Annotated in this window: 19 protein-coding genes; 10 read left to right on the top strand and 9 right to left on the bottom strand. The window is 69.3% G+C overall.

Going from position 1 to position 25,168, the window contains the following annotated elements:
* Positions 1-88 precede the first annotated feature (88 nt).
* Positions 89-1,267, top strand: a complete 1,179-nt coding sequence (locus C6Y44_RS24845; protein ID WP_159417129.1) for a helix-turn-helix transcriptional regulator — start codon at positions 89-91, stop codon at positions 1,265-1,267.
* Positions 1,268-1,271: 4 nt separating this feature from the next.
* Positions 1,272-2,225 (top strand): DUF1648 domain-containing protein, encoded by a 954-nt coding sequence (locus tag C6Y44_RS24850; protein ID WP_159417128.1) that lies wholly within the window; start codon positions 1,272-1,274, stop codon positions 2,223-2,225.
* A 24-nt stretch (positions 2,226-2,249) separates the two neighbouring features.
* On the opposite strand, the gene C6Y44_RS24855 is transcribed toward C6Y44_RS24850, so the two are convergent.
* Together C6Y44_RS24855 and C6Y44_RS24860 are read right to left on the bottom strand one after the other, a co-directional pair.
* Positions 2,250-2,867, bottom strand: a complete 618-nt coding sequence (locus C6Y44_RS24855; RefSeq protein ID WP_174246962.1) for a YqgE/AlgH family protein — start codon at positions 2,865-2,867, stop codon at positions 2,250-2,252.
* A 13-nt stretch (positions 2,868-2,880) separates the two neighbouring features.
* Positions 2,881-3,549 (bottom strand): TetR/AcrR family transcriptional regulator, encoded by a 669-nt coding sequence (locus tag C6Y44_RS24860; protein ID WP_159419084.1) that lies wholly within the window; start codon positions 3,547-3,549, stop codon positions 2,881-2,883.
* Positions 3,550-3,714: 165 nt separating this feature from the next.
* Between C6Y44_RS24860 and C6Y44_RS24865 the strand changes: the two genes are divergently transcribed.
* Entirely contained in the window at positions 3,715-4,662 is a 948-nt protein-coding gene (locus C6Y44_RS24865; RefSeq protein WP_159417126.1) for an NAD-dependent epimerase/dehydratase family protein, read from the top strand.
* Positions 4,663-4,672: 10 nt separating this feature from the next.
* Positions 4,673-5,965, top strand: coding sequence for an MFS transporter (locus tag C6Y44_RS24870; RefSeq protein WP_159417125.1), 1,293 nt, complete (start codon positions 4,673-4,675; stop codon positions 5,963-5,965).
* Between the two features lie 3 nt (positions 5,966-5,968).
* Here the strand turns inward: C6Y44_RS24870 and C6Y44_RS24875 are convergent, their stop codons facing one another.
* The 6 genes from C6Y44_RS24875 to C6Y44_RS24900 form a co-directional block, all read right to left on the bottom strand.
* A complete protein-coding gene (locus C6Y44_RS24875) occupies positions 5,969-7,030 on the bottom strand; it encodes a sulfate/molybdate ABC transporter ATP-binding protein (protein ID WP_159417124.1) in 1,062 nt (353 codons plus the stop codon).
* Positions 7,027-7,812 (bottom strand): ABC transporter permease, encoded by a 786-nt coding sequence (locus C6Y44_RS24880; RefSeq protein ID WP_159417123.1) that lies wholly within the window; start codon positions 7,810-7,812, stop codon positions 7,027-7,029. Before C6Y44_RS24880 ends, C6Y44_RS24875 begins: the two co-directional genes overlap by 4 nt.
* Positions 7,809-8,564 (bottom strand): molybdate ABC transporter substrate-binding protein, encoded by a 756-nt coding sequence (modA, locus tag C6Y44_RS24885; protein WP_159417122.1) that lies wholly within the window; start codon positions 8,562-8,564, stop codon positions 7,809-7,811. Before modA ends, C6Y44_RS24880 begins: the two co-directional genes overlap by 4 nt.
* A complete protein-coding gene (locus C6Y44_RS24890) occupies positions 8,561-8,965 on the bottom strand; it encodes a TOBE domain-containing protein (RefSeq protein ID WP_159417121.1) in 405 nt (134 codons plus the stop codon). The genes modA and C6Y44_RS24890 overlap by 4 nt, the downstream gene beginning before the upstream one ends.
* A 64-nt stretch (positions 8,966-9,029) precedes the next feature.
* Entirely contained in the window at positions 9,030-13,091 is a 4,062-nt protein-coding gene (locus tag C6Y44_RS24895) for a bifunctional nitrate reductase/sulfite reductase flavoprotein subunit alpha (protein WP_159417120.1), read from the bottom strand.
* A 141-nt stretch (positions 13,092-13,232) separates the two neighbouring features.
* On the bottom strand, positions 13,233-14,687 hold the full coding sequence (locus tag C6Y44_RS24900) for a CCA tRNA nucleotidyltransferase (RefSeq protein ID WP_192378598.1): 1,455 nt from the start codon (positions 14,685-14,687) through the stop codon (positions 13,233-13,235).
* A gap of 75 nt (positions 14,688-14,762) precedes the next feature.
* On the opposite strand from C6Y44_RS24900, the gene C6Y44_RS24905 reads away from it, so the two are divergent.
* The 5 genes from C6Y44_RS24905 (at position 14,763) to C6Y44_RS24925 (ending at position 23,149) form a co-directional block, all read left to right on the top strand.
* Positions 14,763-15,368 carry an NUDIX hydrolase gene (locus C6Y44_RS24905; RefSeq protein WP_033098068.1) on the top strand — a complete coding sequence of 202 codons (606 nt, stop codon included), beginning with the start codon at positions 14,763-14,765 and terminating at the stop codon, positions 15,366-15,368.
* A complete protein-coding gene (locus tag C6Y44_RS24910) occupies positions 15,365-17,866 on the top strand; it encodes a DUF6049 family protein (protein WP_159417119.1) in 2,502 nt (833 codons plus the stop codon). Before C6Y44_RS24905 ends, C6Y44_RS24910 begins: the two co-directional genes overlap by 4 nt.
* Positions 17,863-21,681 (top strand): murein biosynthesis integral membrane protein MurJ, encoded by a 3,819-nt coding sequence (murJ, locus tag C6Y44_RS24915; protein WP_159417118.1) that lies wholly within the window; start codon positions 17,863-17,865, stop codon positions 21,679-21,681. The genes C6Y44_RS24910 and murJ overlap by 4 nt, the downstream gene beginning before the upstream one ends.
* A 142-nt stretch (positions 21,682-21,823) precedes the next feature.
* Positions 21,824-22,372, top strand: coding sequence for an RNA polymerase sigma factor SigM (gene sigM, locus C6Y44_RS24920; protein WP_120283815.1), 549 nt, complete (start codon positions 21,824-21,826; stop codon positions 22,370-22,372).
* 54 nt (positions 22,373-22,426) lie between these two features.
* Positions 22,427-23,149 carry a serine/threonine-protein kinase gene (locus C6Y44_RS24925; RefSeq protein ID WP_225623678.1) on the top strand — a complete coding sequence of 241 codons (723 nt, stop codon included), beginning with the start codon at positions 22,427-22,429 and terminating at the stop codon, positions 23,147-23,149.
* Between the two features lie 24 nt (positions 23,150-23,173).
* On the opposite strand, the gene C6Y44_RS24930 is transcribed toward C6Y44_RS24925, so the two are convergent.
* Positions 23,174-23,725, bottom strand: coding sequence for a TetR family transcriptional regulator (locus C6Y44_RS24930; RefSeq protein WP_006550897.1), 552 nt, complete (start codon positions 23,723-23,725; stop codon positions 23,174-23,176).
* A 105-nt stretch (positions 23,726-23,830) separates the two neighbouring features.
* Here C6Y44_RS24930 and C6Y44_RS24935 point away from each other — a divergent pair, with 105 nt between their 5' ends.
* The gene (locus C6Y44_RS24935) at positions 23,831-25,030 is read left to right on the top strand and encodes an NADH:flavin oxidoreductase (RefSeq protein ID WP_120280934.1); all 1,200 of its coding nucleotides are present in this window, start codon (positions 23,831-23,833) and stop codon (positions 25,028-25,030) included.
* Positions 25,031-25,168 lie beyond the last annotated feature (138 nt).

A 25,168-nucleotide genomic window follows, 5' to 3' on the forward strand; every position in this document is an offset into this window, starting at 1 on the left:
ACTTCCGTTTGAATGTCCCCGTGTCCATGGAGCCTCGTCGCCGCGCGAAGTGTTCTCAATCCCACATTCGAGGGGGATACTGCGAAATATGCGCTCTGCGCAGCGATTGAGGGCAGGCATCCACGACGCAGTATCCGCGGCTGCGGACGGCACGCAGTTCCGCGAGAACGTGATGGACGTACTCGGCGCCTTCGTTCCGTACGACGGTGGTTGCCTGGCGCCCGTCGACCCTGCCGTCGTGGTCCCCACCGGCTTCACCACCCGTGGTCTCGACGACCCGATCGAGGTCCTCAGGTTGTCGATCGAGATCGAGTACGGCCCGGACCCCGATCCGGACAGTCTCTATGTGCTCCTCCATCGCCCATCCGGGATACGCCGCGTCGGGGAACCGGACGGTGACGGGACAGGACAGGGAAACCGCCGCTATCTCGAACTCGTGTCGCAACTGGGCATGGGACACGAGCTGCAGTTGGTCTTCCGGGACGGCGATCGTCGGTGCTGGGGTGTCGGAGAGCTGATGCGCGAACCGGGACGTGGCTTCACCGACGCCGAACTCGCGATGCTCGACGACGTGCTCGGCGACATCGCGAACGGCTTCCGCACCACACTCATCCGGGACGCATCGGCGCAGGCACTGATGCGGGACGCATCGGCGCGGGTGCGACACTCGGAGGTCGCGGATGGGTGTCCGGGTCCGGCCGTGGTCGTGATCGGGGCGGACGACGACTTCGATTCCGTGACCGCCGCGGCGGCGGTCTGGTTCGAGCGGCTCGGCTGGGGCAGTCCCGTCCGGGGCCGGCCCGGGCCGGCACACGTGGTCGCCCGCCAGGTCCGCAGGACACGCCCCACCCCCGCGACGGTGCGCCTGCGCACCCTCGACGGCGAATGGGTGGTGCTGCGCGCCGCGATCTTGGACGGGACCGGTCGCGTCGTCATGACCTTCGAGCGCGCACGTCTACCCGAGATCGTCACCCTGGTGACCGCCGCCTACGGCCTCACGCCACGCGAATCGGAAGTGCTCGTCGAAGTGCTCGCCGGACGGTCCCGTAACGAGATCGCAAGCCGATTGTTCATCAGCCCGTACACGGTGCAGGACCACCTGAAGAACATCTTCACCAAGACCGGTGTGAACAGTCGGCGCAGCCTCGTCTCGCGACTCGCGTGTACCGAGTACATGCCCCGGTTCGGTGGCGACCTGCGACCCGACGGATGGTTCGACGAGAGCGGAACGAGGACGGCGCCGGTGGAGGCCCGCACCCTAGGCTGACCCCATGACGACGCGTCAGGTCGACCCCGTGGGTGCGCTGCTCGGACTGGTCGTTCCGTTGCTGTGTGCCGTGGCCGTACTCGTGCTCACCCGCTCGTGGATCCCACGATTGCCCGGGGAGATCGCCACGCACTGGTCGGGCACGACACCCGATGCGTTCGGCTCGCCTATGACCTCGGCGTGGACCGCCGCCCTGCTGATCGTGCTCGTCGGGGGCGGATGCTGCGCGATCGCCGCGCTCGCGCAGGCGCAACTGCTCATGCGCCGCTACATGCTCGCGATCGGTCTCGGGGTCACCGGCACTATCACCGCGCTGTTCCTGGCCGGTCTCGCGGGGCAGCTCGACACGACCGACGCCACGCAGGCCGCGTTGGAGGGTTGGCCGGCGGTGCTCGGCATGTGGGCGGGTATCGCGGTGGGCTGGTTCGGGGGACGGCTCCTGCGCGACGGCCGGGAACGGAAGGCAGCGACAGCTGCTCCGGATCCGGCGCTGCCGCGCGGTCGCGCCGAGCTGCCCATCGTCGAGCAGGTGGGCACCGGTGCGGGCACGACGGCGGGACTGTCGCTGCTCGTCCTGATCCCCGCGCTCGTCGTGTGCGGTGCGACGCAGAGCTGGTGGCCGTTGGGTTTGATCGCGCCCGTCGCTCTGCTCGTGCTGGGTCTGCTGCGCTACACCGTGGTGGTCGACGCGGACGGGATCCGGGTGTCGAATCTGGCCACCGACGCGCTCGGATACGACCTCGACGAGATCGTCGGCGCGAAGGTCACCGAGACCCGCCCGTTCCAGGACTGGGGTGGCTGGGGGCTGCGGGCCAAGGGTGGCAAGCGGTACGGCCTGGTCACGCGCACCGGACCTGCCGTCGTGGTGACCACCGCCTCGGGACACGAATTCACCGTGACCGCAACGAGGGCCGAGGAGATGGCCGGCGCGCTCAACACTCTTGCCGACGCCCGCTGACCGGTCCCGGTCGCCCGAGGGGGCTCAGTTGCGTTCGACCTCGATGGGGTGGGTCGCGAGCAACGCCATCGGCAGTGGTTGCCGGCGCAGCACCCTCGCCCACACGTCGAGGTGCGCGGGGGCGAGCACATCGGTGGGCAGGGCCGAAACCACCATCCAGTCGTCATTGCGTAGTTCGCCGTCGAGCTGACCTGCGCTCCACCCCGCGTATCCCGCGAAGATCCGCACACCCTCGACGTAGTGGGCGATGTGCCCGGGATCGGCATCGAGGTCGATCATCACCACTCGGCCGTCGACGTGGCGGATGCCGGGGACGTCGGTGATGTCGGCACCCACCCGCAGCGTGCCGAGGCACAGTGCCGAACTGCGGTGGACGGGACCGCCGACGAACAGGGTCTTCGGTTCGGCGGCGAGCCACGACCATTGCGACAGCATCGCGTCGACGGAGGTGTCGCTGATGCGATTCAGGACGACACCGAAGCTGCCCGCATCGGTGTGCTCGATGATGTAGACGACGGTGCGGCGGAAGGTCGGCTCGGTGAGATCGGTGGCGGAGACGAGCAGGCTGCCGGCCCGCACCCTGGGTGTCGAGGGTGCGGTGCGGTCCTCGGGTTCGTCCTGATGCTGCGCCACATCAGCCATTCTGTCACCGCCGTCACCGGCGCGTGGGGTGGAACCCGACGGTCTGCGCCAACAAGGCGAGATGATGTTCGAACAGGACCTCGCGGTCCGGAAAAGTGTCGGGGCCGTACTGCCCGAAGACCTCGAAGCTCACGGACCCGAACAACGACGGCCACACCCAGAGACCGCGTGCCAGTACGGAATCCGGGGCGGTGAGGGAGAACTCGTCCCGGATCCGGCCCAGCGGTTCCCCCAGGCTCTCCGGAGGTGAGGCAGCGGCCGTGTCGTCCAATACACCCGCGGCGTGGGCCTCGTCCACGATCCGGGCCAGTCGCAGGACCACGCGGATACCGGGTGCGGTGGTGCGCTCGGCGGGGGCGGCGTAGCCGGGGACCGGGCTGCCGTACAGCAGCCCGTAGCGGGCCGGTTCGGCCAGCGCCCACGAGCGCACGGCACGGCCGAGGGTGAGGAACCGTTCGCGGTGGTCGGAGGGGTCGGCCGCGTCGACGGCACGGTCGACACTGTCGCCGAGTTCGTCGTAGGCGTCGACGACGAGCAGGGTGAGCAGCTCGTCGCGGCTCGAAACGTAGCGGTAGACGGCGGAGGAGACGACGCCCAGATCGCGGGCGACGGCACGCAGCGACAGCGCCGCCGCTCCGTGGGTGCCGAGATGCTCGCGGCCGATCCGGAGGATGTCGGCCATCGTCTGTGCGCGTGCGCGCGCCCGTGGTGTCGTCACCGGGCCATTCTGCCGTCGAACAGAGAGCACCGTCAACAAACGAGAGCACCGCTCTTGACAATCCCGGCTGCACGGAGGATCGTCGAAGCCATCAGAGAGCAGTGCTCACTCTTTCCGAATCGAGGAACCATGTCGCATCTCCAGGTGGTCGCAGGAGCCGGACCCGTCGGCTGGACCGTCGCCGAACAACTTGCCGCACAAGGACATCGCGTGCGTGTCCTGACCCGATCGGGCAGCGGACCGGAAGGTGCGGGCATCGAACGCCTGCGTGTCGACGTCACGGATCCCGAGGCCGTGGCCGCAGCACTCGTCGACGAAGACGGACTAGTTGCCGACGCGGTGTACATGTGCGTCCACGGGTCGGCCTACCGCGCCGACGTATGGGCACGCGAACTCCCCATCGCCGAGCGGGTCGTTCTCGACGCCGCCGCGAACCTGTCGGAGAAGACGGTCGTCGTCTTCCCCGAGAGCCTCTACTCGTACAGCGAACCCGACCGGGTCATGACCGAGGACTCGCCCCGCGAGGCCGACACCGGCAAGCGCGGCATCCGGCGGCAGCTCCTCGCCGCCCGCGCCGCCCACCGTGCCCCGACGGTGAGCGTCGTGGCATCGGACTTCTTCGGTCCACGGGCACTGAACGCGATGGCCGGCGAACGCATGGTGCCCACCGTGCTCGCCGGCAACAAGGTGCGGGTACTCGGCTCGGCCGACCTCCCGCATTCGTTCACCTACGTTCCCGACCTGGCGGCGGCGATGATCGCGTCGGCGGGGGAGCCGGCCGTGTGGAACACCGTGATCCACGCACCCACCGGACCGGCCGTGACACAGCGTGAGATCGCCACCGCCTTCACGCGGGCGGCCGGCCTGCCCGCGCCCGCGGTGGGGACGATCCCGTCCTGGCTGGTGCGGGCCGGCGGCCACGTGAACCGGGACATGAAGGAACTCGCCGAGATGCTCTACCAGTTCGATGCCCCGTTCGTCATGGACTCGACCCGCACCGAACAGGTACTCGGCCTGTCGCCCACCCCGCTCGACGAGGCGGCCGCCCGCACGGTCGAATGGTGGCGGAGCCGATAGTGTCGTGCTTGTGCGAGACTCCGGGCAGCAGTCCAGGCAGCGGGCGTGGCGATCGACCGCGACCGCCCTGCGGAACTCGCCGGGTCTCGTACGACTGACGGGGGTGCGGTTCGCGAGCCAGTTCGGCGACGGACTGTTCCAGGCCGCACTCGGCGGGGCGATCCTGTTCAACCCCGAACGTCACACCGACCCGGTGACGATCGCGGCAGGCTTCGCGGTGCTGCTGTTGCCGTACTCGGTGATCGGTCCGTTCGCCGGCGCCCTGCTCGACCGGTGGGACCGACGCCTCGTCCTCGTCTGGGCCAACGTGCTCCGCGGAGTGTTCATCGCGGCAGCCGCGGCCGTGTTGCTCCTCGGGGGACCGCAGACCCCGCTCATGCTGCTCGCGCTCGCCGCCGTCGGCGTGAGCAGATTCGTCCTGGCAGGCGTCTCGGCCTCGCTCCCACACGTGGTGGCCCAGTCGTGGCTCGTCCCGGTCAATTCCGTTCTGGCGACGGTCGGTTCGGGCGTCTCGGCGGTCGGGGCCGCCACGGCGGTCGCGACCATCGGATTCGTGGGCGCGGGCGACACCGGTTCCGGGACGGCCGTCCTTCTCGGCGTGAGCGGCTCGCTCGTCGGCGCGTTCGCCGCAGCGGGATTCGCCGCGAATGCGCTCGGCCCCGAGGGAATACGTCCCCGGACCGTGATCCGCACCGTTCTGGCGGGTCTGCGGACCGGTGCGGGAGCCGTCCTCGAAGCGCCGGGTGTGACGATCGCGATGCTCGGAATCGGCGCGCACCGCATCGTGTTCGGCATCGACACGCTCATCATGGTGCTCGTCCTGCGTGCCGAGGAGAATGGCTCCGACCTGCTCGCGGGATTCTCCGGATTCGGTGTCGCGGTCGCCTGCACCGCCGCCGGCATGCTCCTCGCAGCGGTGCTCGCACCGATCCTGATCCCGCGGCTGGGCCGGCCGCGCACCGTCACCGTCGGGTTGATCGCCGCCGCGATCGTGCAGTTCGCGTTCGTCACCACCGTGTCGGCCGGACCGTTGCTCGTCGCGGCCTTCCTGCTCGGCCTCGCCGGTCAGACCATCAAACTCACCGGCGACGCCGCGATGCAGATCGATATCGACGACGCGCGCCGAGGTCAGGTCTTCGCACTGCAGGACACCGTCTTCAACATCGCCTTCCTCGGCGCGATCGTCGTGGCGGCCTTCGTCATCGACCCGGACGGACGCACGCCCGAACTGGCCGTCGCCGGTGGGGTCGTCTACCTGGTCGGTCTCGTCGCCGTGCTCGTCGTGCGCCACACGCGGCAGTAACGATCACGCGCTCAGCGCGGCCGGGTGGATCCCCACCTCCGTGGCCTTGACGACGAACCACACGGAGTCGCCCGGATGGAGGTCGAGGTCGGTGAGTGCCGCCGTCGTGATCTCCGCGGCGATACCCGTATCCGACCACACGAGCACCGTCGACCCCTGCGCCTCGAGTTCCGCGATCCTCACCCGCAGGGCGTTGCGCGGGCTCCCGTGCGGGGCTTCGGTGTAGACGGCGACCGCCGACGGCGCGAAGACGGCGACGGCGGCCCTGCCCGGGACGCAGTTGTCGTGGACCCGGCCGTGGACGAGACCGCCCGCGGATTCCAGCGCCTCCTGCCGCACGGTTCCGGTGACGAGATTGGTCCCCGCGATACGGGCGGCGAAGGCGCTGCGCGGTCGCGTCAGCACCCGGCGTACCGGCCCGTCCTCGACGATCCGACCGGCCTCGATCACGATCACCCGATCTGCGAGTGCGAGCACGTCCAGCGGGTCGTGGGTGACGAGCAGGGCCGTGCGCCCGCTGTCGCGCAGGACGCGTCGCAGCAACGACCGCAGCACCGGTGTCGCGGTGACGTCGAGCGCGGCCATCGGCTCGTCGAGCAGCAGCAGGTGCGGTTCGGCCGCGAGGGCACGCGCGAGTGCGACCCGCTGCGCCTGTCCACCCGATAATTCGTGCGGACGACGATCGGCGAGTTCTGCGGCATCGACCTCCCGCAGCCACCTGTCGGCGCGCGCACGGGCCTCACGCCGGCCCGCACCCGCACTGCGTGGTGCGAACTCGACGTTGCCCGCGACCGTCAGGTGCGGGAAGAGCAGCGCCTGCTGGGCGAGCAGCACCACCGATCGGTCGTGCGGAGCCACGGCGACGCCCGTCGCAGTGTCGGTGAGGACGCGACCGGCGAGTTCCACGCGACCCGCGTCGGGGCGCAGCAGACCGGACACCACACCCAGCAGCGTCGACTTGCCGGCTCCGTTGGGGCCGAGCACCGCGACGATCTCACCCTGCGCGACCTCGAGATCGACGTCGACGTCGCGTGCGGCGACCCGGGCCCGCACCGTCAGGCTCACAGCGGCCGGTCCTTCCGCCGCGAGTACACGGCCACGACGATCACGACGGCCACCAGGATCAGCACGAGCGACAGCGCGACGGCCGCGTCGGGATCGGTTTCCCGCTGCAGGTAGATCTCGAGCGGCAGCGTGCGCGTCACGCCCTGCAGGCTGCCGGCGAAGGTGAGGGTCGCGCCGAATTCACCCAGGGCACGGGCGAATGCGAGTACCGATCCGGAGACCAGGCCGGGCAGCACGAGGGGCAGGGTGATGCGCCGGAAGACCGTCGTGGGGCGCGCACCGAGTGTCGCCGCAACGTCCTCGTAGCGTGAACCCGCACTGCGCAGCGCGCCTTCGAGACTCGTGACGAGGAAAGGCAGTGCGACGAAGGTCTGCGCGAGCACGACCGCCGTGGTGGTGAAGGCGATGTGGATCCCGAGCGCGTCGAGGTGCTCTCCGATCAGTCCGCGACGGCCGAAGGTGTAGAGCAGGGCGATGCCACCAACGACCGGGGGGAGCACGAGTGGCAGCAGGACGAACCCGCGGACCACCGATATCCACCGGAAGCTACTGCGTGCCAGCACCATTGCGAGCGGTACGCCGAGCAGGATGCACAGGATCGTGGCGGCCGCGGAGGTGCGCAGGCTCAGGACGAGCGCGTCGAGGGACGCCGGGGATGTCACGAGCGAGGGGAAGGTCGTCCAGTCGACGGTGAGCAGCATCGACACCAGGGGCACGACGACGAACAGCAACCCGAGTGCCGCGGGGGCGAACAACCACCGGGGCAGTCCCGTCGCGGTCATGGTGCACCGAATCCTGCGTCGGCCAGGACGGCACGACCGTCCGTGCCGGTGACGAAGCGCACGAAGGTATCGGCGCGATCGGCATCGTAGGAATTCGACAATGCTGCAACGGGATAGATGTTGACGATCTTCGCGGCTTCCGGGACGGGGACGACGGAGACCTTCGCACCGGCCCCCATCGCGTCCGTGACGTAGACCAGACCGGCGTCGGCCTGACCGGAGGTGACCTTGCCGAGCACGTCGGTCACCGACGACTCCTCGGACACCGGCGCAAGTTCGACACCGGTGGTCTCCTCGAGCCGCTCGGTGGCCGCCCCGCACGGCACCTGGGGTGCGCACACGACCACCGAGAGACCGTCGCCGGTGAGATCGTCGAACGAGGTGATGTCCTTCGGGTTCCCCGGTTCGGTGACGATCGTGAGCGTGTTGGTCGCGAACGGGATCGGCTCACCGGCAACGAGTCCGGCGCCGACAGCGGCGTCCATCGTCCGGGTATCGGCGGAGGCGAAGACGTCGGCCGGTGCACCCTGCTCGAGTTGGGTCTCGAGATCGGACGAACCGGCGAACGAGAATTCCACCGACACTCCGGGGTTCGCCGCCTCGAATCGTTCGGCGATCTCGGTGAACGGCGCCCGAAGCGAGGCCGCCGCATAGACGGTGAGGACATCCGAGCCGCCACCGCCGGTGCCGCACGATGTCAGTGCCGCAGCGGTGAGACCGGCAGCGAGCGCTGCGAGCGCCCGGCGCCTCATTCGGCCGCTCCGGGTGTCTCGACGATGACGGTGGTCGCCTTGACGACGGCCACCCCGACACTGCCCGGCTCGAGACCGAGTTCGTTCACGGCCTCGGTGCTCATGAGCGAGACGATGCGGTGGGGGCCGCACTGCATCTCCACCTGCGACATGACGGTGTCGGAGACGACGCGCGTGACCAGCCCGACGAAGCGGTTGCGGGCGGAACTGCCCACGCCGAGCGGATCGGGACCGGCATCGGCCTGAGCGCGGGCGAACTCCGCCAGCTCACGACCGTCGACGGTCTTGCGTCCGGCGGAGTCCTTGCCGGCGCGCAGCAGCCCCTGGTCGATCCAGCGACGGACCGTGTCGTCGCTGACCCCCAGCAACGACGCGGCGTCGCGGATCCGGAGCGAGGTCACGCGTGTCTCCGCAGATACGTCATGAACGACACGTTATATCCGCATCTGCGGACCGACAAGCAGATCAGTAGACGTCGCGAACGTATCGCTTGTCGGCGGCCATCTGCTCGACGTACGCCGCGGCGGCGTCGCGGTCGAGCCGTCCGTGCGCCTGCACCACCTCGCGCAGGGCTGCATCGACGTCCTTCGCCATACGTCCGGCGTCGCCGCACACGTAGAAATGGGCACCGTTCTGCAGCCACTTCCACACCTGTGCGCCGTGCTCGCGCATCCGGTCCTGCACGTAGATCTTCTGCCGCTGGTCGCGCGAGAAGGCCAGTCCCAGTTCGGTGAGGAAGCCGTCGGCGTGCATCGACTCGATCTCGTCGCGGTAGAGATAGTCGGTCTCGGATCGCTGGTCGCCGAAGAACAACCAGTTGCGGCCCGTGTGCCCGGCCTCGCGACGGTCGTGGAGAAAACCGCGGAACGGTGCGATGCCCGTACCGGGGCCGACCATGATCATGTCGGTCTCGGGTGCCGGTGGCCGGAAGTGCTCGTTGCGCTGCACGAAGATCGGGATGTCCACGCCCTTGCTGTGATCGGCGAGGAACGACGAGCACACACCCGCCCGGGAGCGACCCTCGAATTCGTAGCGCACCACCGACACCGTCAGCTGCACCTCGCGCGGGTTCGTCTTCGGGCTCGACGAGATCGAGTACAGACGCGGACGCAGACGGCCGAGGAGATCCTTCCATTCGTCCCAGGGCGCCTTGAACGGGTACTCGGCGATGACGTCCATCGCCTGCCGCCCGTACAGCCACTGCTGCAGCTCGATCTTGTTTCCCGGTCGCAGCAGCTTCGCGAGTTCGGCACTGCCGCTCTGCTTCTGCACGAACCGGAGCAGTTCCGGTGTCACCCGGGTGATGTCGAGGTGCCGGGTCGCGGCCTCGCGCAGCGGCACGGTGGGACGGTTGCCGAGTTCGACGGCGGTCTCCGGGTCGAGAGCGGTGACCTGCAACCATTCGTCGACGGCCTCCGGGCCGTTCGTCGGCATCACCCCGAGGGCGTCGCCGGCCTCGTATTCGAATGCGGGATCGAAGATCTCGAATCCGAACTGGCGCACGTCCTTCGCCGAACCCGCGCCGCTCAGTGCGATGTTGCGGGTGATCCGCGTGACGAGCGGCGAGTTGCGGGTGTAGGCGGGGGCCGCGGGGGCCGGCGCGGCCGATGCGACCGGGGTCGTCGAGCCTCCCAACAGCGGTACGAGCGCGTCGAGCCAGCTCTGCGCGCGCTCGTCCTCTCCGGGTTCGCAGTCGACACGTTCGGTCAGGCGGGTTGCGCCGAGAGTGCTCAGACGGTCGTCGACACGGCGCCCGAAGCCGCAGAAATCGTCGTAACTCGAGTCACCGAAAGCCAGTACCGCGTAACGCGTTCCGTGCAGTTCGGGTGCGGTGTCCGCCGCGAGCGACCGCCAGAACGACCCGCCGTTGTCGGGTGGGTCGCCGTCGCCGAAGGTGCTCGTGACGACCACGAGGTCGTCGATGTCGGTCAGGGCGGTGACGTCGAGTTCGTTCAGTCCCGTCAGTCGCACGGCCCGACCGGCATCGCGGAGCCGTTGTGCGCAACTCGCCGCGAAGGATTCGGCATTACCCGTCTGCGATGCCCAGGCCACGACGACGGCCGGCCCGTCCGGCACCGCCTCGGTGGGCGTCGCGCCGGGAACCGGGGCCGAGTGCGCGTACATCCCGGCGAGCAGGCCGTCGACCCATGACCGCTTGTCGGCCGGGAACGGCGCGGTCGGCGGAAGGGTCGGCGCGGCAGTGATGTCCGCCGTCCTGAGTCCGGCGAGAAGGCCTGCGAGATAACCGCGTTCGATGTCGTCGAAGGTGGGTACGGGAATCGTCTCGAGTCCCAGCGCGGACTCGAGGCGGTCGAGCACCGAACCGCTCTCGAGCACCGGTTCGACCGCACCCGCGACCTTCTCCACCGACACGGCGCAGACCTTGAATTCGGGCTGCAGGGATGCCGGGTCGACGGCGTCGTTCGTCACGGCGTTGATGGCGAGATCGTCGCCGAAGAGGTCGTTCCAGTGGAAGGGCGCGAAGCAGTTCCCGGGCAGCACCCGGTCGGTGACGACGGCCGGCAGCACGGCCCGGCCGCGCCGCGATGCGATCTCCACCCGGTCGCCGTCGACGATCGACAGTCGCTGCGCATCATCGGGATTGATCTCGACGAACGGTCCGGGATTCAGTTTGGTGAGTTTCTCGACCTTCCCGGTCTTGGTGAGAGTGTGCCACTGGTGCTGGACGCGTCCGGTGTTCAGGACGAAGGGGTGGTCGTCGTCCGGCATCTCCGCGGCAGGCATGTGCGGGCGCGGGAAGAAGCGGGCGCGGCCGTCGGGGGTCGCGAACGCCAGTCGCGGACGGGAACCGTCCTCGCGCGCCACCGGGGTCCGGCTCGTCCCGTCGTTGAGATAGCGGACGGGGTGCCGTGTCTCGGCCGACTCCGGCGGGCACGGCCACTGCACCGGACCTTCGCGCAGTCGGTCGTAGGTCATGCCGCGCAGGTCGTATCCGGTCTGCGGATTCGCGAATCCGGTGATCTCCTCGAAGATCTCCTGGGCACTCGAATAGTCGAAGGCGTCGCCGAAACCCATCTCCTGCGCGACCCGCGCGATGATCTCCCAGTCGGGCAGCGACTCGCCGACGGGGTCGACGGCCTGCTGCAGGAGGTTGACGGTGCGGTCGGATCCGACGGTGACGTACTCGGATTCAGCCCAGAGGGCAGCGGGGAAAAGAACGTCTGCGTACGAAGCGGTTTCGGTCTCGCGGTAGACGTCCTGCACGATCACCAGCTCGGCCTTCTCGAGTGCCTCGAGAACGGTGGACCGATTCGCGATCGACGCGACGGGATTGGTGCAGATGATCCAGCACGCCTTGATCTCTCCGGCGGCCATCCGCTCGAACATGTCGACGGTGCCGGCGCCACCTTCGGTACGCAGCGTGCCGCGCGGCAGCGACCAGCGATCCTCGACGAACGCGCGGTCGTCGTCGGAGAGGACACTGCGCTGACCGGGCAGACCCGGTCCCATGTATCCCATCTCACGGCCACCCATCGCGTTGGGCTGGCCGGTGAGGGAGAACGGCCCGCTGCCGGTGCGGGAGATCGCCCCGGTCGCGAGGTGCAGATTGCAGATCGCGTTGGTGTTCCACGTGCCGTGGGTGCTCTGGTTGAGCCCCATCGTCCAGCAGCTCATCCACTCGCCGGCCTCGCCGATCCACTGCGCCGCGGTGCGGATGTCGGCCTCGGCCAGACCGGTGACCTCGGCGACGACATGCGGTGGGTAGTCGGCGAGGAAGGACTCCATCGCGTCCCAGCCGTCGGTGTGCTCCTCGACGAAGACGCGGTCGACGTGCCCGTTCTCGACGATCAGGTGCAGCAGACCGTTGAGCAGTGCCAGGTCGGTGCCCGGAGTGATCTGCAGGAACAGGTCGGCCTTGTCGGCCGTCGCGCTGCGCCGCGGATCGACGACGATCAGCCGCGCTCCCGCCTTGACCCGATCCATCATGCGCAGGAACAGGATGGGATGGCAGTCGGCCATGTTGGAACCCGACACGAAGAAGACGTCGGCGTGGTCGAAGTCCTCGTACGAGCCGGGCGGGCCGTCGGAGCCGAGCGACTGCTTGTAGCCGGTCGCGGCGCCGGCCATGCACAGTCTCGAATTCGACTCCATGTGCGAGGTGCGCAGATATCCCTTCGCGAGTTTCGTCGCGACGTACTGGGCCTCGAGCGACATCTGTCCCGAGACGTAGAGGGCCACCGCGTCGGGGCCGTGGGCCGCGACGATGTCGCTCAGGCGCCGCGCGGTCTCGGCGATCGCCTCGTCGAGGGGGAGCGGGGCGACCTCGGCCGCCCGCTCGGAACGCATCCACGCCGTATCGAGCCGGCCCCCGGCCGCGAGCATCTCGGCACTCGTCGCGCCCTTCGTGCACAACCGACCCCTGTTGGTCGGATGATCCTTGTCTCCGTATGTCCTCACCACGCGTCGGTCGCCCGTCTCCGGGTCGACGGCGACGTCGAGGAGCATCCCGCATCCCACACCGCAGTAGGAGCAGGTGGATTTCACCGTGGTGATCTCGTCCTGCATCCCGCAACTCCTAGACACCGTCTCGACTACGCCGGTGTCCATGCTGGAGAAGCGGTGTTGCGGTCGCGTCACCCGCGGTGAGCACGCGGTGACATCTGGCTCACGCCGCCGTCACGGCGATGTGAGATCGGACGTTCGGAGTCAGGCCTTCTGCTGCTGCGCCCACCACTCGAGCAGCGCGGCCTCGGCCTCGTCGCGCTCGAGTGGGCCACGGTCGAGCCGCAGTTCCTTGAGGAAGTTCCACGCCTTGCCGACCGACGGACCTGCGGGAATACCCAGAAGTTCCATGATCGCGTTGCCGTCGAGGTCGGGCCGGACCTTGGCGAGATCCTCCTCGGCGGCGATCCGCTCGATCCGTTCCTCGAGACCGTCGTAGGTGGCCTGCAGTGCGGCGGCACGACGCTTGTTGCGGGTCGTGCAGTCGGCGCGCACCAGCTTGTGGAGTTTCGGCAGCAGCGGCCCGGCGTCGTGCACGTAACGGCGCACGGCCGAATCCGTCCACTGTCCCTTGCCGTAGCCGTGGAAGCGCAGGTGCAGGAAGACCAGGCGGCTGACGTCCTCGATCATCTGCTTCGAGTACTTGAGCGCGCGCATGCGCTTGCGCACGAGCTTCGCCCCGACCACCTCGTGGTGATGGAAGCTGACGCCGCCCTGCGGCTCGTTGCGTTTGGTGTCGGGCTTGCCGATGTCGTGCAGCAGCGCGGCCCACCGCAGGACGAGATCGGGATCGCCGTCCTCGAGGTCGATGGCCTGCTTCAGGACGGTCAGCGAGTGCCAGTACACGTCCTTGTGCTGGTGGTGCTCGTCGATCTCGAGCTTCATCGCGGGGATCTCGGGGATCACCCGCTGCGCGAGACCGGTCTCGACCATCGTGTCGATGCCCTCGATCGGATAGTCGCCGAGGATCAGCTTGTCGAGCTCGGCCTGCACCCGCTCCGCGCTGATCCGCAGGATCTCGTCGGCCATCGAGACGATCGCGGTGTGTACGCGCTCGGTGAGGGCGAAGCCGAGCTGGGAGACGAACCGCGCCGCGCGCAGCATGCGCAGCGGATCGTCGTGGAAGGAGTCCTCGGGCTTGGCCGGGGTGTCGAGCACGCCGGCGAGCAGGGAGTCCATGCCGCCGAGCGGGTCGACGAACTCGCCCGCACCGTCCGGTCCGATCCGCACGGCCATCGCGTTGACGGTGAAGTCGCGGCGCACGAAATCGTCCTCGAGACTCGTGCCGTACTTCACGATGGGGTGACGCGTGACACGGTCGTAGGCGTCGCTGCGGAAGGTGGTGATCTCGAGTTGCTCGAGTCCCTTCACCGCACTGATCGTCCCGAAGTCGATGCCGGTGTCCCACTGGTGGTCGACGAATCCGCGCAGCAGTTCCTGCACGACCTCCGGACGCGCGTCGGTGGTGAAGTCGAGGTCGGTGCCGAGGCGACCGAGCACCGCGTCGCGCACGCTGCCCCCGACGAGATACAGCTCGTGTCCGGCTTCGGCGAATCGCGCCCCCAGCGGGGCGAGGATGTCGGACAGATCGCGCAGAGTGGCCTCGGCTCCGGCGAGCAGCCGGGTGCGACGGTCGGTGTCCGCGGTGGGGGAGTTCACGTCTTTGCACCTTACCGAGCAGCACGTTCGTGTGGTTGAGCCGGGACCGACCTCGGTCCATCTACTATCTATGAGGTGTCGCCCGCCGAACGTGCCAACCGTAACCGCCGCAGCTCGCGGCGGCGTGGCGCGGGCGCAAAGAAGACCGCGCACGGCGCTTCGCCCGGATCGTCCGCTTCGCCCGGACCTCGCATGCGGACCGTCCGCGAGACCTCCGCGGGAGGTCTGGTGGTCGACGGACTCGGTGGTCCGCCCGAGAAGCTCTGCGCAGCCCTGATCGGCCGCACCGATCGGCGGGGCCGCCTGCTGTGGTCGTTGCCGAAGGGCCACATCGAGCAGGGTGAGACCGCCGAGGAAACCGCGATGCGCGAGGTCCGCGAGGAGACCGGAGTGCGCAGCTCGGTGCTCGCCGAGCTGGGCAGCATCGACTACTGGTTCGTCACCGAGGGCCGCCGGGTCCACAAGACCGTGCACCACTATCTGCTGCGTTATCTCGGCGGAGAACTCTCCGACGCGGACGTCGAGGTCACCGAGGTGGCGTGGGTGCCGCTGCGCGAACTGCGGACCCGCCTGGCGTACGCCGACGAACGCAAGCTCGCCGACATCGCCGATCAGCTCATCGCCGAGATGGACCACACACGACTCCCCGATGCCGACGAACCGGGGGCCCCACGCGGATGACGGTGGTGGTGTCCCGGGCGGGCGCCGCGGTGCTCGCCGTGCTCGTACTCGTCCTCACAACGGCAGGCGTGACGCCTCTTCTGCCGACGACTCTTCTCCAGACGGCCTCGGCGAACCCGGCCGCAGCCCAGACCGACCCCGACGAGCCGCGCTTCCTCGAGCTGAGCATCGACGAGGTGACGCCGCAGACGGTGACCCTCACGAGCGAGTCCGTCGTCACGGTCCGCGGCACGGTGGCGAACATCGGCGATCGGGACGTCGAGGACGTCTGGGTGCGGCTGCAGCGTGCGCCGGTGGTCTCCGACTCCGCAGCGCTGCGCACCTCGCTGTCCCTCGACCAGGCCGGATTCGACACGGTCGGTGAGTTCGAGGAGGTCGCCGACCGGCTGGGGCAGGGCGAACGTGCCGACTTCGAACTCGAACTGCCGCTGCGCTCCGATCTCGTGCCGTCGCTCGACATCGACACTCCCGGCGTCTACCCGCTGCTGGTGAACGTCAACGGTGTCCCCGAGTACGGCGGCGCGGCCCGTCTCGACGACGCACGCTTCCTGCTGCCCGTGCTCGCGCTTCCCGCGAGCGACGAGGTCACCGACGGCACGGAGCTCACCGAGGAAAGCGGGACGGGCAGCGGCGGGTCGCGGGGCACGACCCGCTCGTCCGACGACGGCCTGCTCGACAGCGAGGAGAAGGCGTTCCCCGCCGTAGCGCCCGACGTGTCCCGTCCCGCCGCGGTCACGATGCTGTGGCCGCTGGCCGATCGGCCGAGGCTCGCCGCCGGCGTGGCCGGTTCCGGCACCGAACCGGTCCGCCTGGTCGACGACGACCTCGCGGTCTCGCTCGCCGAGGGCGGGAGGCTGGACGGTCTGCTGCGCGCCGTCGAGGACACCGCCCGCACCGAACCCCGCGTGCTCGAGGGATTGTGCCTGGCGATCGACCCGGATCTGCTCGTGACCGTCGCGAACATGACGCGCGACTATCTCGTCGTCGAGGATCCGAACGAACCGACCGGCGACGCGCGGCCCGGTTCGGGCACCGATGCCGCGGTCGCCTGGCTCGAGCGGTTGCGTGCCCTCGCGGCGACGACCTGCACGATGGCCGTGCCGTTCGCGCAGGTCGACCTGACCGCGCTCGGCGACCTCGCCGACTCGTCCCTGACCGACTCCGCGCTGGAATCACCGGCGGCCATCGTCGACTCCATCCTCGGCGTCACCTCCACCCCGGGCGTGATGTGGCCCGACTCCGGCGTACTCACCGAGAAGACCGGGTCGATGCTCGCCGCCGACGGCCCGGTGACCGCTCTGGTGTCCGACAACGCCGTCGAGGGCGGACGCGCCCTGCTCGCGGGCACGTCGTCGACGCCGTCCACCGCGCCGGGCGGCAACGGCTTCCGGATCTCCGGGGTGTCCGGCCTCACCGCCGCCCTGTTCGACTCGTCCGCGTCCGCGGCATTGGCCGGGATGGGTACCGACCCGCAGACGCCGTCCTTCGTCCCCTCCTCGGCGCGCTACGACCTCTCCCGCGACTCCTCGACGGCCCGCCTGCAGGACGCCCTCGGCGCGCTGGCCTGGCCGGCCATGGTGCCGACGGTCAGCGAGGTCACCGGGTCGGCACTGCCGGCGGCGGGCCGATCGGTACTGTTCGCGCCGCCGCAGAACTGGTCGGCATCGCCCGACGACGCCGCCTCCGTGCTGTCGATGCTCTCCACGCTCGTCCGCTCGGGCCTGACCACGCCGCGACCGCTCACCGCGCTCGTCGATGCGGCCGCGAACACCGCGAACGACCCGACCGCGTCGCTGCTGGTCTATCCCGAACAGGCGATCACCGACGGAGCCTCCGCCGCGGTCGTGTCCGAGGCCGAGGAACAGATCGGCCGCCTCGACGCGATCCAGACGGCGCTGGTCGAGGACCCGCAGGCCCAGCTCACCCCGCAGCAGTTCACCGCCCCGCTGCGCGAGGACCTGCTGCGCGCCATGAGTCTGGCCGGTCGTCGCGGTGCCGACGCCGACGGTGCCTACGCGACCGGAGAACACCGCGCCGCCGAGGTGCGCGAGGCCGTCGACGCCATCTACGACGCCGTGACGGTCATCTCGACCGGCGGTGTCTACACCCTGACGTCCGAACAGAGTCCGCTGCTGCTCACCGCGCGCAACGACCTGCCCGTGGGCATCACCGTGCGACTGCAGGTGGACGCACCCGACACGGTGGACATCACCGACATCGGACCGACCCAGCTCCCGCCGCGCGGCAGCCGCACTCTCACGGTGCCGGCACAGATCAGCGACTCGCGGAACCTCCGGTTGGAGTTCGCACTCACCACCGAGTCCGGCCTGCCTCTCGGCAGCTCGACGACGGTGACGGTACGTTCCAATGCGTACGGCCAGATCCTCGCCGTCGTCACGGGATGTGCAGGAGCACTCCTGCTGTTCCTGGCGGGCAGACGACTTCTGCACCGGTTCCGGGGAGAGCCGGATCCAGCCGACGAAGGGTATGAGAAATGACCGGGAACTCCACACGGGACGACGTGGAGACACACCCGAACCCGGGACCGTCGGACTCTCCCACCACCTCGCCGGACATCACGGGCGTCGCGTCCGGCCGCAGGAAGCCGCAGAGCCTGCTCGCGGCGACCGGCTCCATCGCCGTGGCGACCCTGGTCAGCCGCATCACCGGCTTCCTCAAGCAGCTGCTCATCCTGACCCTGCTCGGTGCGAGCGTCGCATCGTCGTTCACCGTCGCGCACCAGATCCCCAACATGATCTCCGAGCTGGTGCTCGGCGCCGTCCTGACCTCGATCGTCGTCCCGGTGCTGGTGCGAGCCGAGCGGGAGGACCCCGACGGCGGTGAGGCCTTCGTCCGGCGACTGTTCACCGCGGCGCTGGTGCTGCTCGGCACCGCGACCGTTCTCGCGGTCGCCGCGGCCCCGGTCCTGACCACCCACGTCTTCCTCGACGAGTCCGGCAAGGTCTCGACGTCGCTGACCACGGCGCTGTCGTACCTGCTCCTGCCCGCGATCATGTTCTACGGTCTGTCGGGCCTGTTCACGGGCATCCTCAACACCCGTCAGGTGTTCAAGCCGGGCGCCTGGGCCCCGGTGTGCAACAACCTCGTGGTCCTCACCGTGCTGGTGATCTACTACCTGATGCCGGGCGAGATCACCCTCGATCCGGTGCGGATGAGCGATCCGAAACTGCTCGTCCTCGGCATCGGTGTGCTGCTCGGCGTCATCACGCAGGCGATGTGCCTGGTACCGGCCCTGCGCCGCGAGGGCATCAACCTCAGGCCGCTGTGGGGTCTCGACGACCGGCTCCGGCAGTTCGGTGGCATGGCCGCCGCGATCGTGCTGTACGTGCTGATCAGCCAGGCCGGCATGGTCTTCGCCACACGCGTGTCGTCGGGGGCCGACGAGGCCGGACCGGCGATCTACAACAACGCATGGCTGTTGCTGCAGCTGCCCTACGGCGTCCTCGGTGTCACCGTGCTCACCGCGATCATGCCGCGCCTGAGCCGCAACGCCGCCGCGGACGACACCCCGGCCGTCGTCGACGACCTGTCCGTCGCAACCCGCCTGACCATGATCTCGCTCATCCCGATCGTCACCTTCCTGACGATCGCGGGTTCGCAGGTCGGCGCCGCGCTGTACGGCTACGGCAACTTCGGCGGCAGCAACGCCGAACGCCTCGGCCAGGCGGTGAGCTGGTCGGCGTTCACGCTCATCCCGTACGCCCTGGTGCTCATCCACCTGCGCGTGTTCTACGCCCGGGAACAGGCCTGGACGCCCACCTGGATCATCCTCGGCATCACCGCCGTCAAGATCGGCCTGTCCGCGCTGGCGCCCGTCGTCGCGGCGAACGACGAGCAGGTGGTGCTGCTCCTCGGCGCGGCCACCGGTGTCGCGTTCGCCGTCGGAGCGTTCATCGGCGGCTATCTGCTGCACCGCACGCTCGGCAACCTGCAGATGGCGAACGTCGGACGCACCGTCTGGCACGTCGTGCTCGCGTCGCTCGCCGCGGCGGTCGTCGTGCTCGTCACCGACCGTCTCCTGCAACTCGACGTCCTCGCCGACCGCTTCGGGGGCATCGGATCGCTCGTGCGGGTCGGGCTCAACGGTGTGCTGATGGTGCTCGTCGCGCTGGTCGGGATGTACCTGCTCAAGGTGCCCGAGATCCTCGCGATCGAGGCGGCCGTGCGACGGAAGGTCGCGGCACTGCGCGGCACCGCCCCGGTCGAGGAGGCCCCCTCCGAGCCCGAGACCGGAACCACCTCCGCCGCGGCACCGGTTCCCGCCCCCGTCCCACGTCCGCGCTACGCCGAATCGGATGCCGAGAAGACCGTCATCCTGCCGCGTATCGACTACGGCGACTACGGCGTCGGACCTTATGACGCCATCACGGAGGTCATGCCCGCCATCAGGGACGTCCCCGGTCGCAGCAATGCGCACGGACAACTCCCGTACCCTGATCAGCAGCAGGTACGGTCCGGGAGCCGTCGACCACGGTTCTTCGCGGCCCCCAGCGGCGACCCGCGTCTGCACACCGGAAGTGGACGAGTCGACAACGAAGGAGTGAGGGTGAGCGACGACCACGCTGCCGGCAAGTCCACCATCGATGCCGCCGCACGGCAGAAGTCTGCCGACAAGGACGGCAAGCGCCCGCCGCGCGATCCGAACCTCGACACGGGTGTCATCCCGGTCGGATCCCCGCAGCTCCCGCCGGTGCGTGTCGCAGGTCCGGCCTCCCAGCCGCGCCGTCCGATGCGCGGCCCCGATCTCATCGCCGGTGCCTCGGTCGCCGGTGGTCGCTACCGTCTGCTCGCCCCGCACGGTGGCGCGCGCGGCCTGCGCTTCTGGCAGGCGCTCGACGTCAAGCTCGATCGCGAGGTCGCGCTGACCTTCGTCGACGCGGAACAGCGCGCGGCCGACGGCACCGGCCCCGACTCGCCGCAGGCCGTGCTCTCGCGCACCCTGCGCCTCGGTCGTATCAATTCGCCCGGACTCGCCCGCGTCCTCGACGTGGTGCGCGGCAGCTCGGGCGGCATCGTCGTCTCGGAGTGGACCCCCGGCCGGTCGCTGAAGGAGATGTCCACCACCGAGCCGTCGCCGATCGGTGCGGCACGCGCGATCCGCGCGCTCGCGGCCGCGGCCGAGGCGTCGCACCGTGCGGGCAGTGCCCTGTCGATCGACCATCCCGATCGCATCCGCATCAGTGTGGCAGGCGACGCCGTGCTGGCCTTCCCCGCGACGTTCTCCGATTCCGATGCGATGTCCGACGTGCGCGGTCTCGGCGCGAGCCTGTACGGACTCATCACCGGACGGTGGCCGCTCGGCGAGCCGTCGGCTCCGGGCGGTGCTCCCGTCCCGCACCACAGCGGTGCCACCGTCGGCGGGATGCCGGAGCCCGACCGCAAGGACGGTGTGCCGGTGGAGCCGCGCGTCCTGCGTCCCGACGTGCCGTTCGAGATCTCGGCGGTCGCGGTGCGTGCCCTGTCCGAGGACGGCGGTATCCGGACCGCCGCGACCGTGCAGCACATCCTCGACCAGGCGTCGGTCGTCGACCAGAAGACCGAGATGATCCCAGCACTGCGGATCGGGCAGCGCGCTGCCGCCGCGGAGACGCACGCACTCGCGGATCCCGAAGCGCTGGAACAGAAGAAGAAGCATTCGCAGCGGATGCTCATCGCCCTGGCCGCGCTCGGTGCCACGACCGTGCTGCTGCTCGCGCTCATCGGGTGGTGGATCGCGAACCTGCTCGCAGGCGACGCCAACGATGCCCCGCTGACGAGCCAGGAGTTCGGCCTGACCCCCACCGCCGAGGCACCCGCCGAGGACGGGGCGGGCGACGAGCAGGCCGAGGCCGCGCCGCCGCGACCGGCGGCGAGCGCTCCGGTCTCCGCGACCTCCGTGTCGGTGTTCTCACCTCAGGGCACACCCGATTCGCCCGCCACCGCGTCGCAGGCGATCGACGGTGATCCGTCCACCTCGTGGAGCACCGATGCCTACTTCGATCCGTTCCCGTCGCTGAAGAACGGTGTCGGGCTTCTGTTCACGCTCGCCGACGCGTCGGAGCTGTCCGCGGTGAAGGTCACCACCGACACCCCCGGCACGGTCGTCGAGGTGCGCAGCGCACCGTCCGAGTCGACGTCGCTCGATCAGACGCAGGTGATCGGTTCGGGCACACTGGCTTCCGGCGAGACCACGATCCCGGTCGAGGCGGACGGCCAGACCTCGCACGTGCTGGTGTGGATCACCGATCTGAGCTCGAGCGGCGGAAGCAACAAGAGTTCCCTCTCCGAAGTGGAATTCGAAGCCGCACGCTGACCGCGGACAGCCGGGCGGAATCGTCCGGATCGGCTACCATCCGCGCGTGCGAATTTTCGGGGGGATCGCAAAAATCGCCGTGCCCGACGGGGGTGTCGACGACGGCGGGAGTGTGTCGGGCGGGGTGGCGTCCGATGGGGCGGTGTCGGATGCCGAACTGCTCGCAGCACACGTCGCAGGCGATCGGCATGCCTTCTCCGCCTTGCTGGCACGACACCACGACCATCTGTGGCAGGTCGCGCGGCGGACGAGTTACTCGAACGAGGACGCTGCCGACGCGCTGCAGGAGGCACTGCTCTCGGCGCACCGAAGGGCATCGGGTTTCCGGGAGGACGCCGCGGTCCGCAGCTGGTTGCACTCGATCGTCGTCAACGCGTGCCTCGATCGCATCCGCCGCAATCGTGTCCGCGTGACCGTCCCACTGTTCGAGGACGATTCGCACGACCTGCGTACCCCGCGCGATCCCATCCACGACACCGAGATCGCCCTCGACATCGAATCCGCCCTCTTCGCACTGCCACCCGGCCAGCGAGCGGCCGTCGTCGCGGTGGATGTGGAAGGTTTCTCCGTCCGGGAGGCGGCGCAACGACTCGGTGTTCCGGAGGGAACGGTGAAGAGCCGCTGTGCCCGCGCGCGGAGCAGGCTCGCAGTTCTTCTCGACGACCTTCGCTCCGAGGGGAACCGATCGTGACCCTCCTCCGTCTTACTCTGGTGAGGGATGCCGAGCCGCGGAGGAGAGTCGCGCATGAACGAGGACGAGATGCGTCCGTCGAACTCCGCCGAGATGCGTCCGCCGTACTCCGCGGAGTTGCTCGCCGATCTGCATGCCGGGGCGCTCGACGAGGAGCTCGCCGCCCGCTTGTGGCCGCGCGTGCGCCGCGATCCCGAGGCCGTCGCGTATCTGGCGCGGCTCGACGCGACGCAGGCGCGGTTGTCGGCCCTGCGCGACGCTCCACCGAAGGAATCGATTCCGCCCGAGATCGCCGCACGTATCGGAGCCGCACTCGCGGAGGGTCGGTCCGACGACCGGTCCGACGTCCGGCCCGTGCCGTCCCCGATCGCACGGCGTCGCCGGTGGGCGGTTGCCGGTGCCGCGGTCGCGGCCGCAGTGGCGGTGATGCTCGTGGTGGTCGTGCGTGGGACGGCTTTCGGTGGCGACGACCCGACCGGTGTTCCCGTCGCGGCAGCGGAGGACGAGGCTTTGCTCGAACCCTCCACCTTGCGGGCGATGATCGGCGACACCGATCCCGGTCTCCTCGGCGGAGCAGATCGTCTCCGGGAATGCCTGGACGCGAACGGTTTCGAGGGACGATCCCCGATCGGCTCACGCGCCGTACGGTACGCCGACGACGATGCCGTACTCGTCCTGATGAGCGGGCCGGACACACCGGCGCTCACCGCACTGGTGGTCGGAACAGACTGCGACGCAAACGATCCCGCAACACTGGCCCGGAAGACGATCGGCTGACCCTCCGTCGCTCGGGGTTCGTCGCTACGCCACGGTCGACAACAGTTCCAGGATCCGTGCGCGCAGCGCGGGTGTGTCGTCCTCCGCGGCGATGAGGCCGGCGAACAACGCCGACCCCGCTGCCATCACGAGCACCGCCTTGGCGTCGATCTCGACGTCCGAACCGTCGCCGTCGGCGAACAGGGCGGTGCTGGGTCCGCTGAACGTGCGCCAGAGCGTGTTGCGGAGGTCGTCGTGGTCCCGCAGTGCCGCGAGGAGGCCCGGGAGCGCAGCACGGACCTCCGGCCGGGAGAACAACTCGATGCTCCCGGTGACCACCCATTCGATCCAGCCCTTGCGATCGATGCCGTCGTAGGGCGTCAGATCGGGTGCGGACCCGAGCAGTGCGTCGAGCACCAGGTGGGCCTTGGTCGGCCACCGACGCGTGAGTGCGGCGCGGCCGACGCCGGCGCGGGCGGCGACCGCCCGCAGGCTCAGCCCGTCCCAGCCGTGGGAGCGGAGCATCTCGCGGGTGGCGGTGAGGACGTCGTTGTCTATTCGGGGGTCGCGGGGGCGCCCCGGAGCGGTGCTGGGCATGGGATCCGTGATGTCGGGACCGAGTGGGAATCGATCTGGCGTGGAGTGTGACGAGCGTTATAGTCGAAGCGCAATTACGGTACCACTGGCATCGAAAGTAGGGGCATGTCTTCGCCGCGACCCACCGTGTTCGAACCGGCCCGACTCGGGCCGCTCACCCTCCGCAACCGCATCGTCAAGGCGGCGACCTTCGAAGGCGTCATGCCAAGGGGAGCCGTCAGCGACGAACTCGTCGAATTCCACGCCGAGGTCGCCCGCGGCGGCACCGCCCTCACCACCGTCGCATACTGCTCGGTCTCACACGACGGCCGCGTCCACCGCGACACCCTCGTGCTCGACGCCGACTCCGTCCCCGGCCTGACCCGGCTCACCGACGCCGTGCACGCCGCCGGTGGTCTGGCATCCGCGCAGATCGGCCACGCCGGACTCGTCGCCAACCAGATCTCCAACAAGATGAAGACGCTCGCGCCGTCCACTCGCATCAGCGCCCCCGCCATGGGGCTCGTCCGCGGCGCGACACTCGAGCAGCTCGATCGGGTGGTCGAGGACTACGCACGCGCCGCGCGCTTCGCCGTCGAAGCCGGATTCGACGCCGTCGAGGTCCACCTCGGGCACAACTATCTGCTCAGCTCCTTCATGAGCCCGAATCTCAACAAGCGCTCCGACAAGTACGGCGGCAGCATCGCCAACCGCACCGCCTTCCCGCGTCGCGTGCTCGAGGCCGTCCGCACGGCAGTGGGGGAGGGGGTGGCCGTCATCGCGAAGTTCAACATGACCGACGGCGTGCCCCAAGGTCTGTGGCTCGACGAGTCGCTACCCATGGCCAAGCTCATCGAGTCCGACGGCACCATCCATGCCATGCAGCTCACCGGCGGGAGCTCGCTGCTGAACGGGATGTACTTCTTCCGCGGCGATGTGCCGATGAAGGAGTTCCAGGCGTCGCAGCCGAAGGTCGTCGGCTGGGGACTGAAGGTCTACGGGCCGAAGATCTTCCCGAAGCTCCCGTTCGAGGAGGCCTTCTTCCTGCCCATGGCACGGCAGTTCCGGGAGGAACTGAAGATCCCGCTGATCCTGCTCGGCGGCATCAACCGGCTCGACACCATCGAGACGGCGCTCGACGAAGGCTTCGAGTTCGTCGCCATGGGTCGCGCGCTGCTGCGTGATCCGTATCTCGTGCGCAAGTTCGAGGAGAAGACCGCACACGAAGGTCTGTGCATCCACTGCAACAAGTGCATGCCGACCATCTACACGGGCACGCGTTGTGTGATCCGCGAGACGCTGCGGGATGTGCCCGGCGCGGTCTGAGACCCTTCCGGTTCGCATCGGGGACGGGCCGGCCGGGCGACCGACCGGTCCGTACAGGGCGTCTGTGGCGGGACGCACGGCGGGAGGGGAACAACACCGTTTACCCTGGTGTTGACAGTATCTGTAGGCTGCCGTCCG

The organism is Rhodococcus rhodochrous (assembly GCF_014854695.1).
GTDB lineage: Bacteria > Actinomycetota > Actinomycetes > Mycobacteriales > Mycobacteriaceae > Rhodococcus.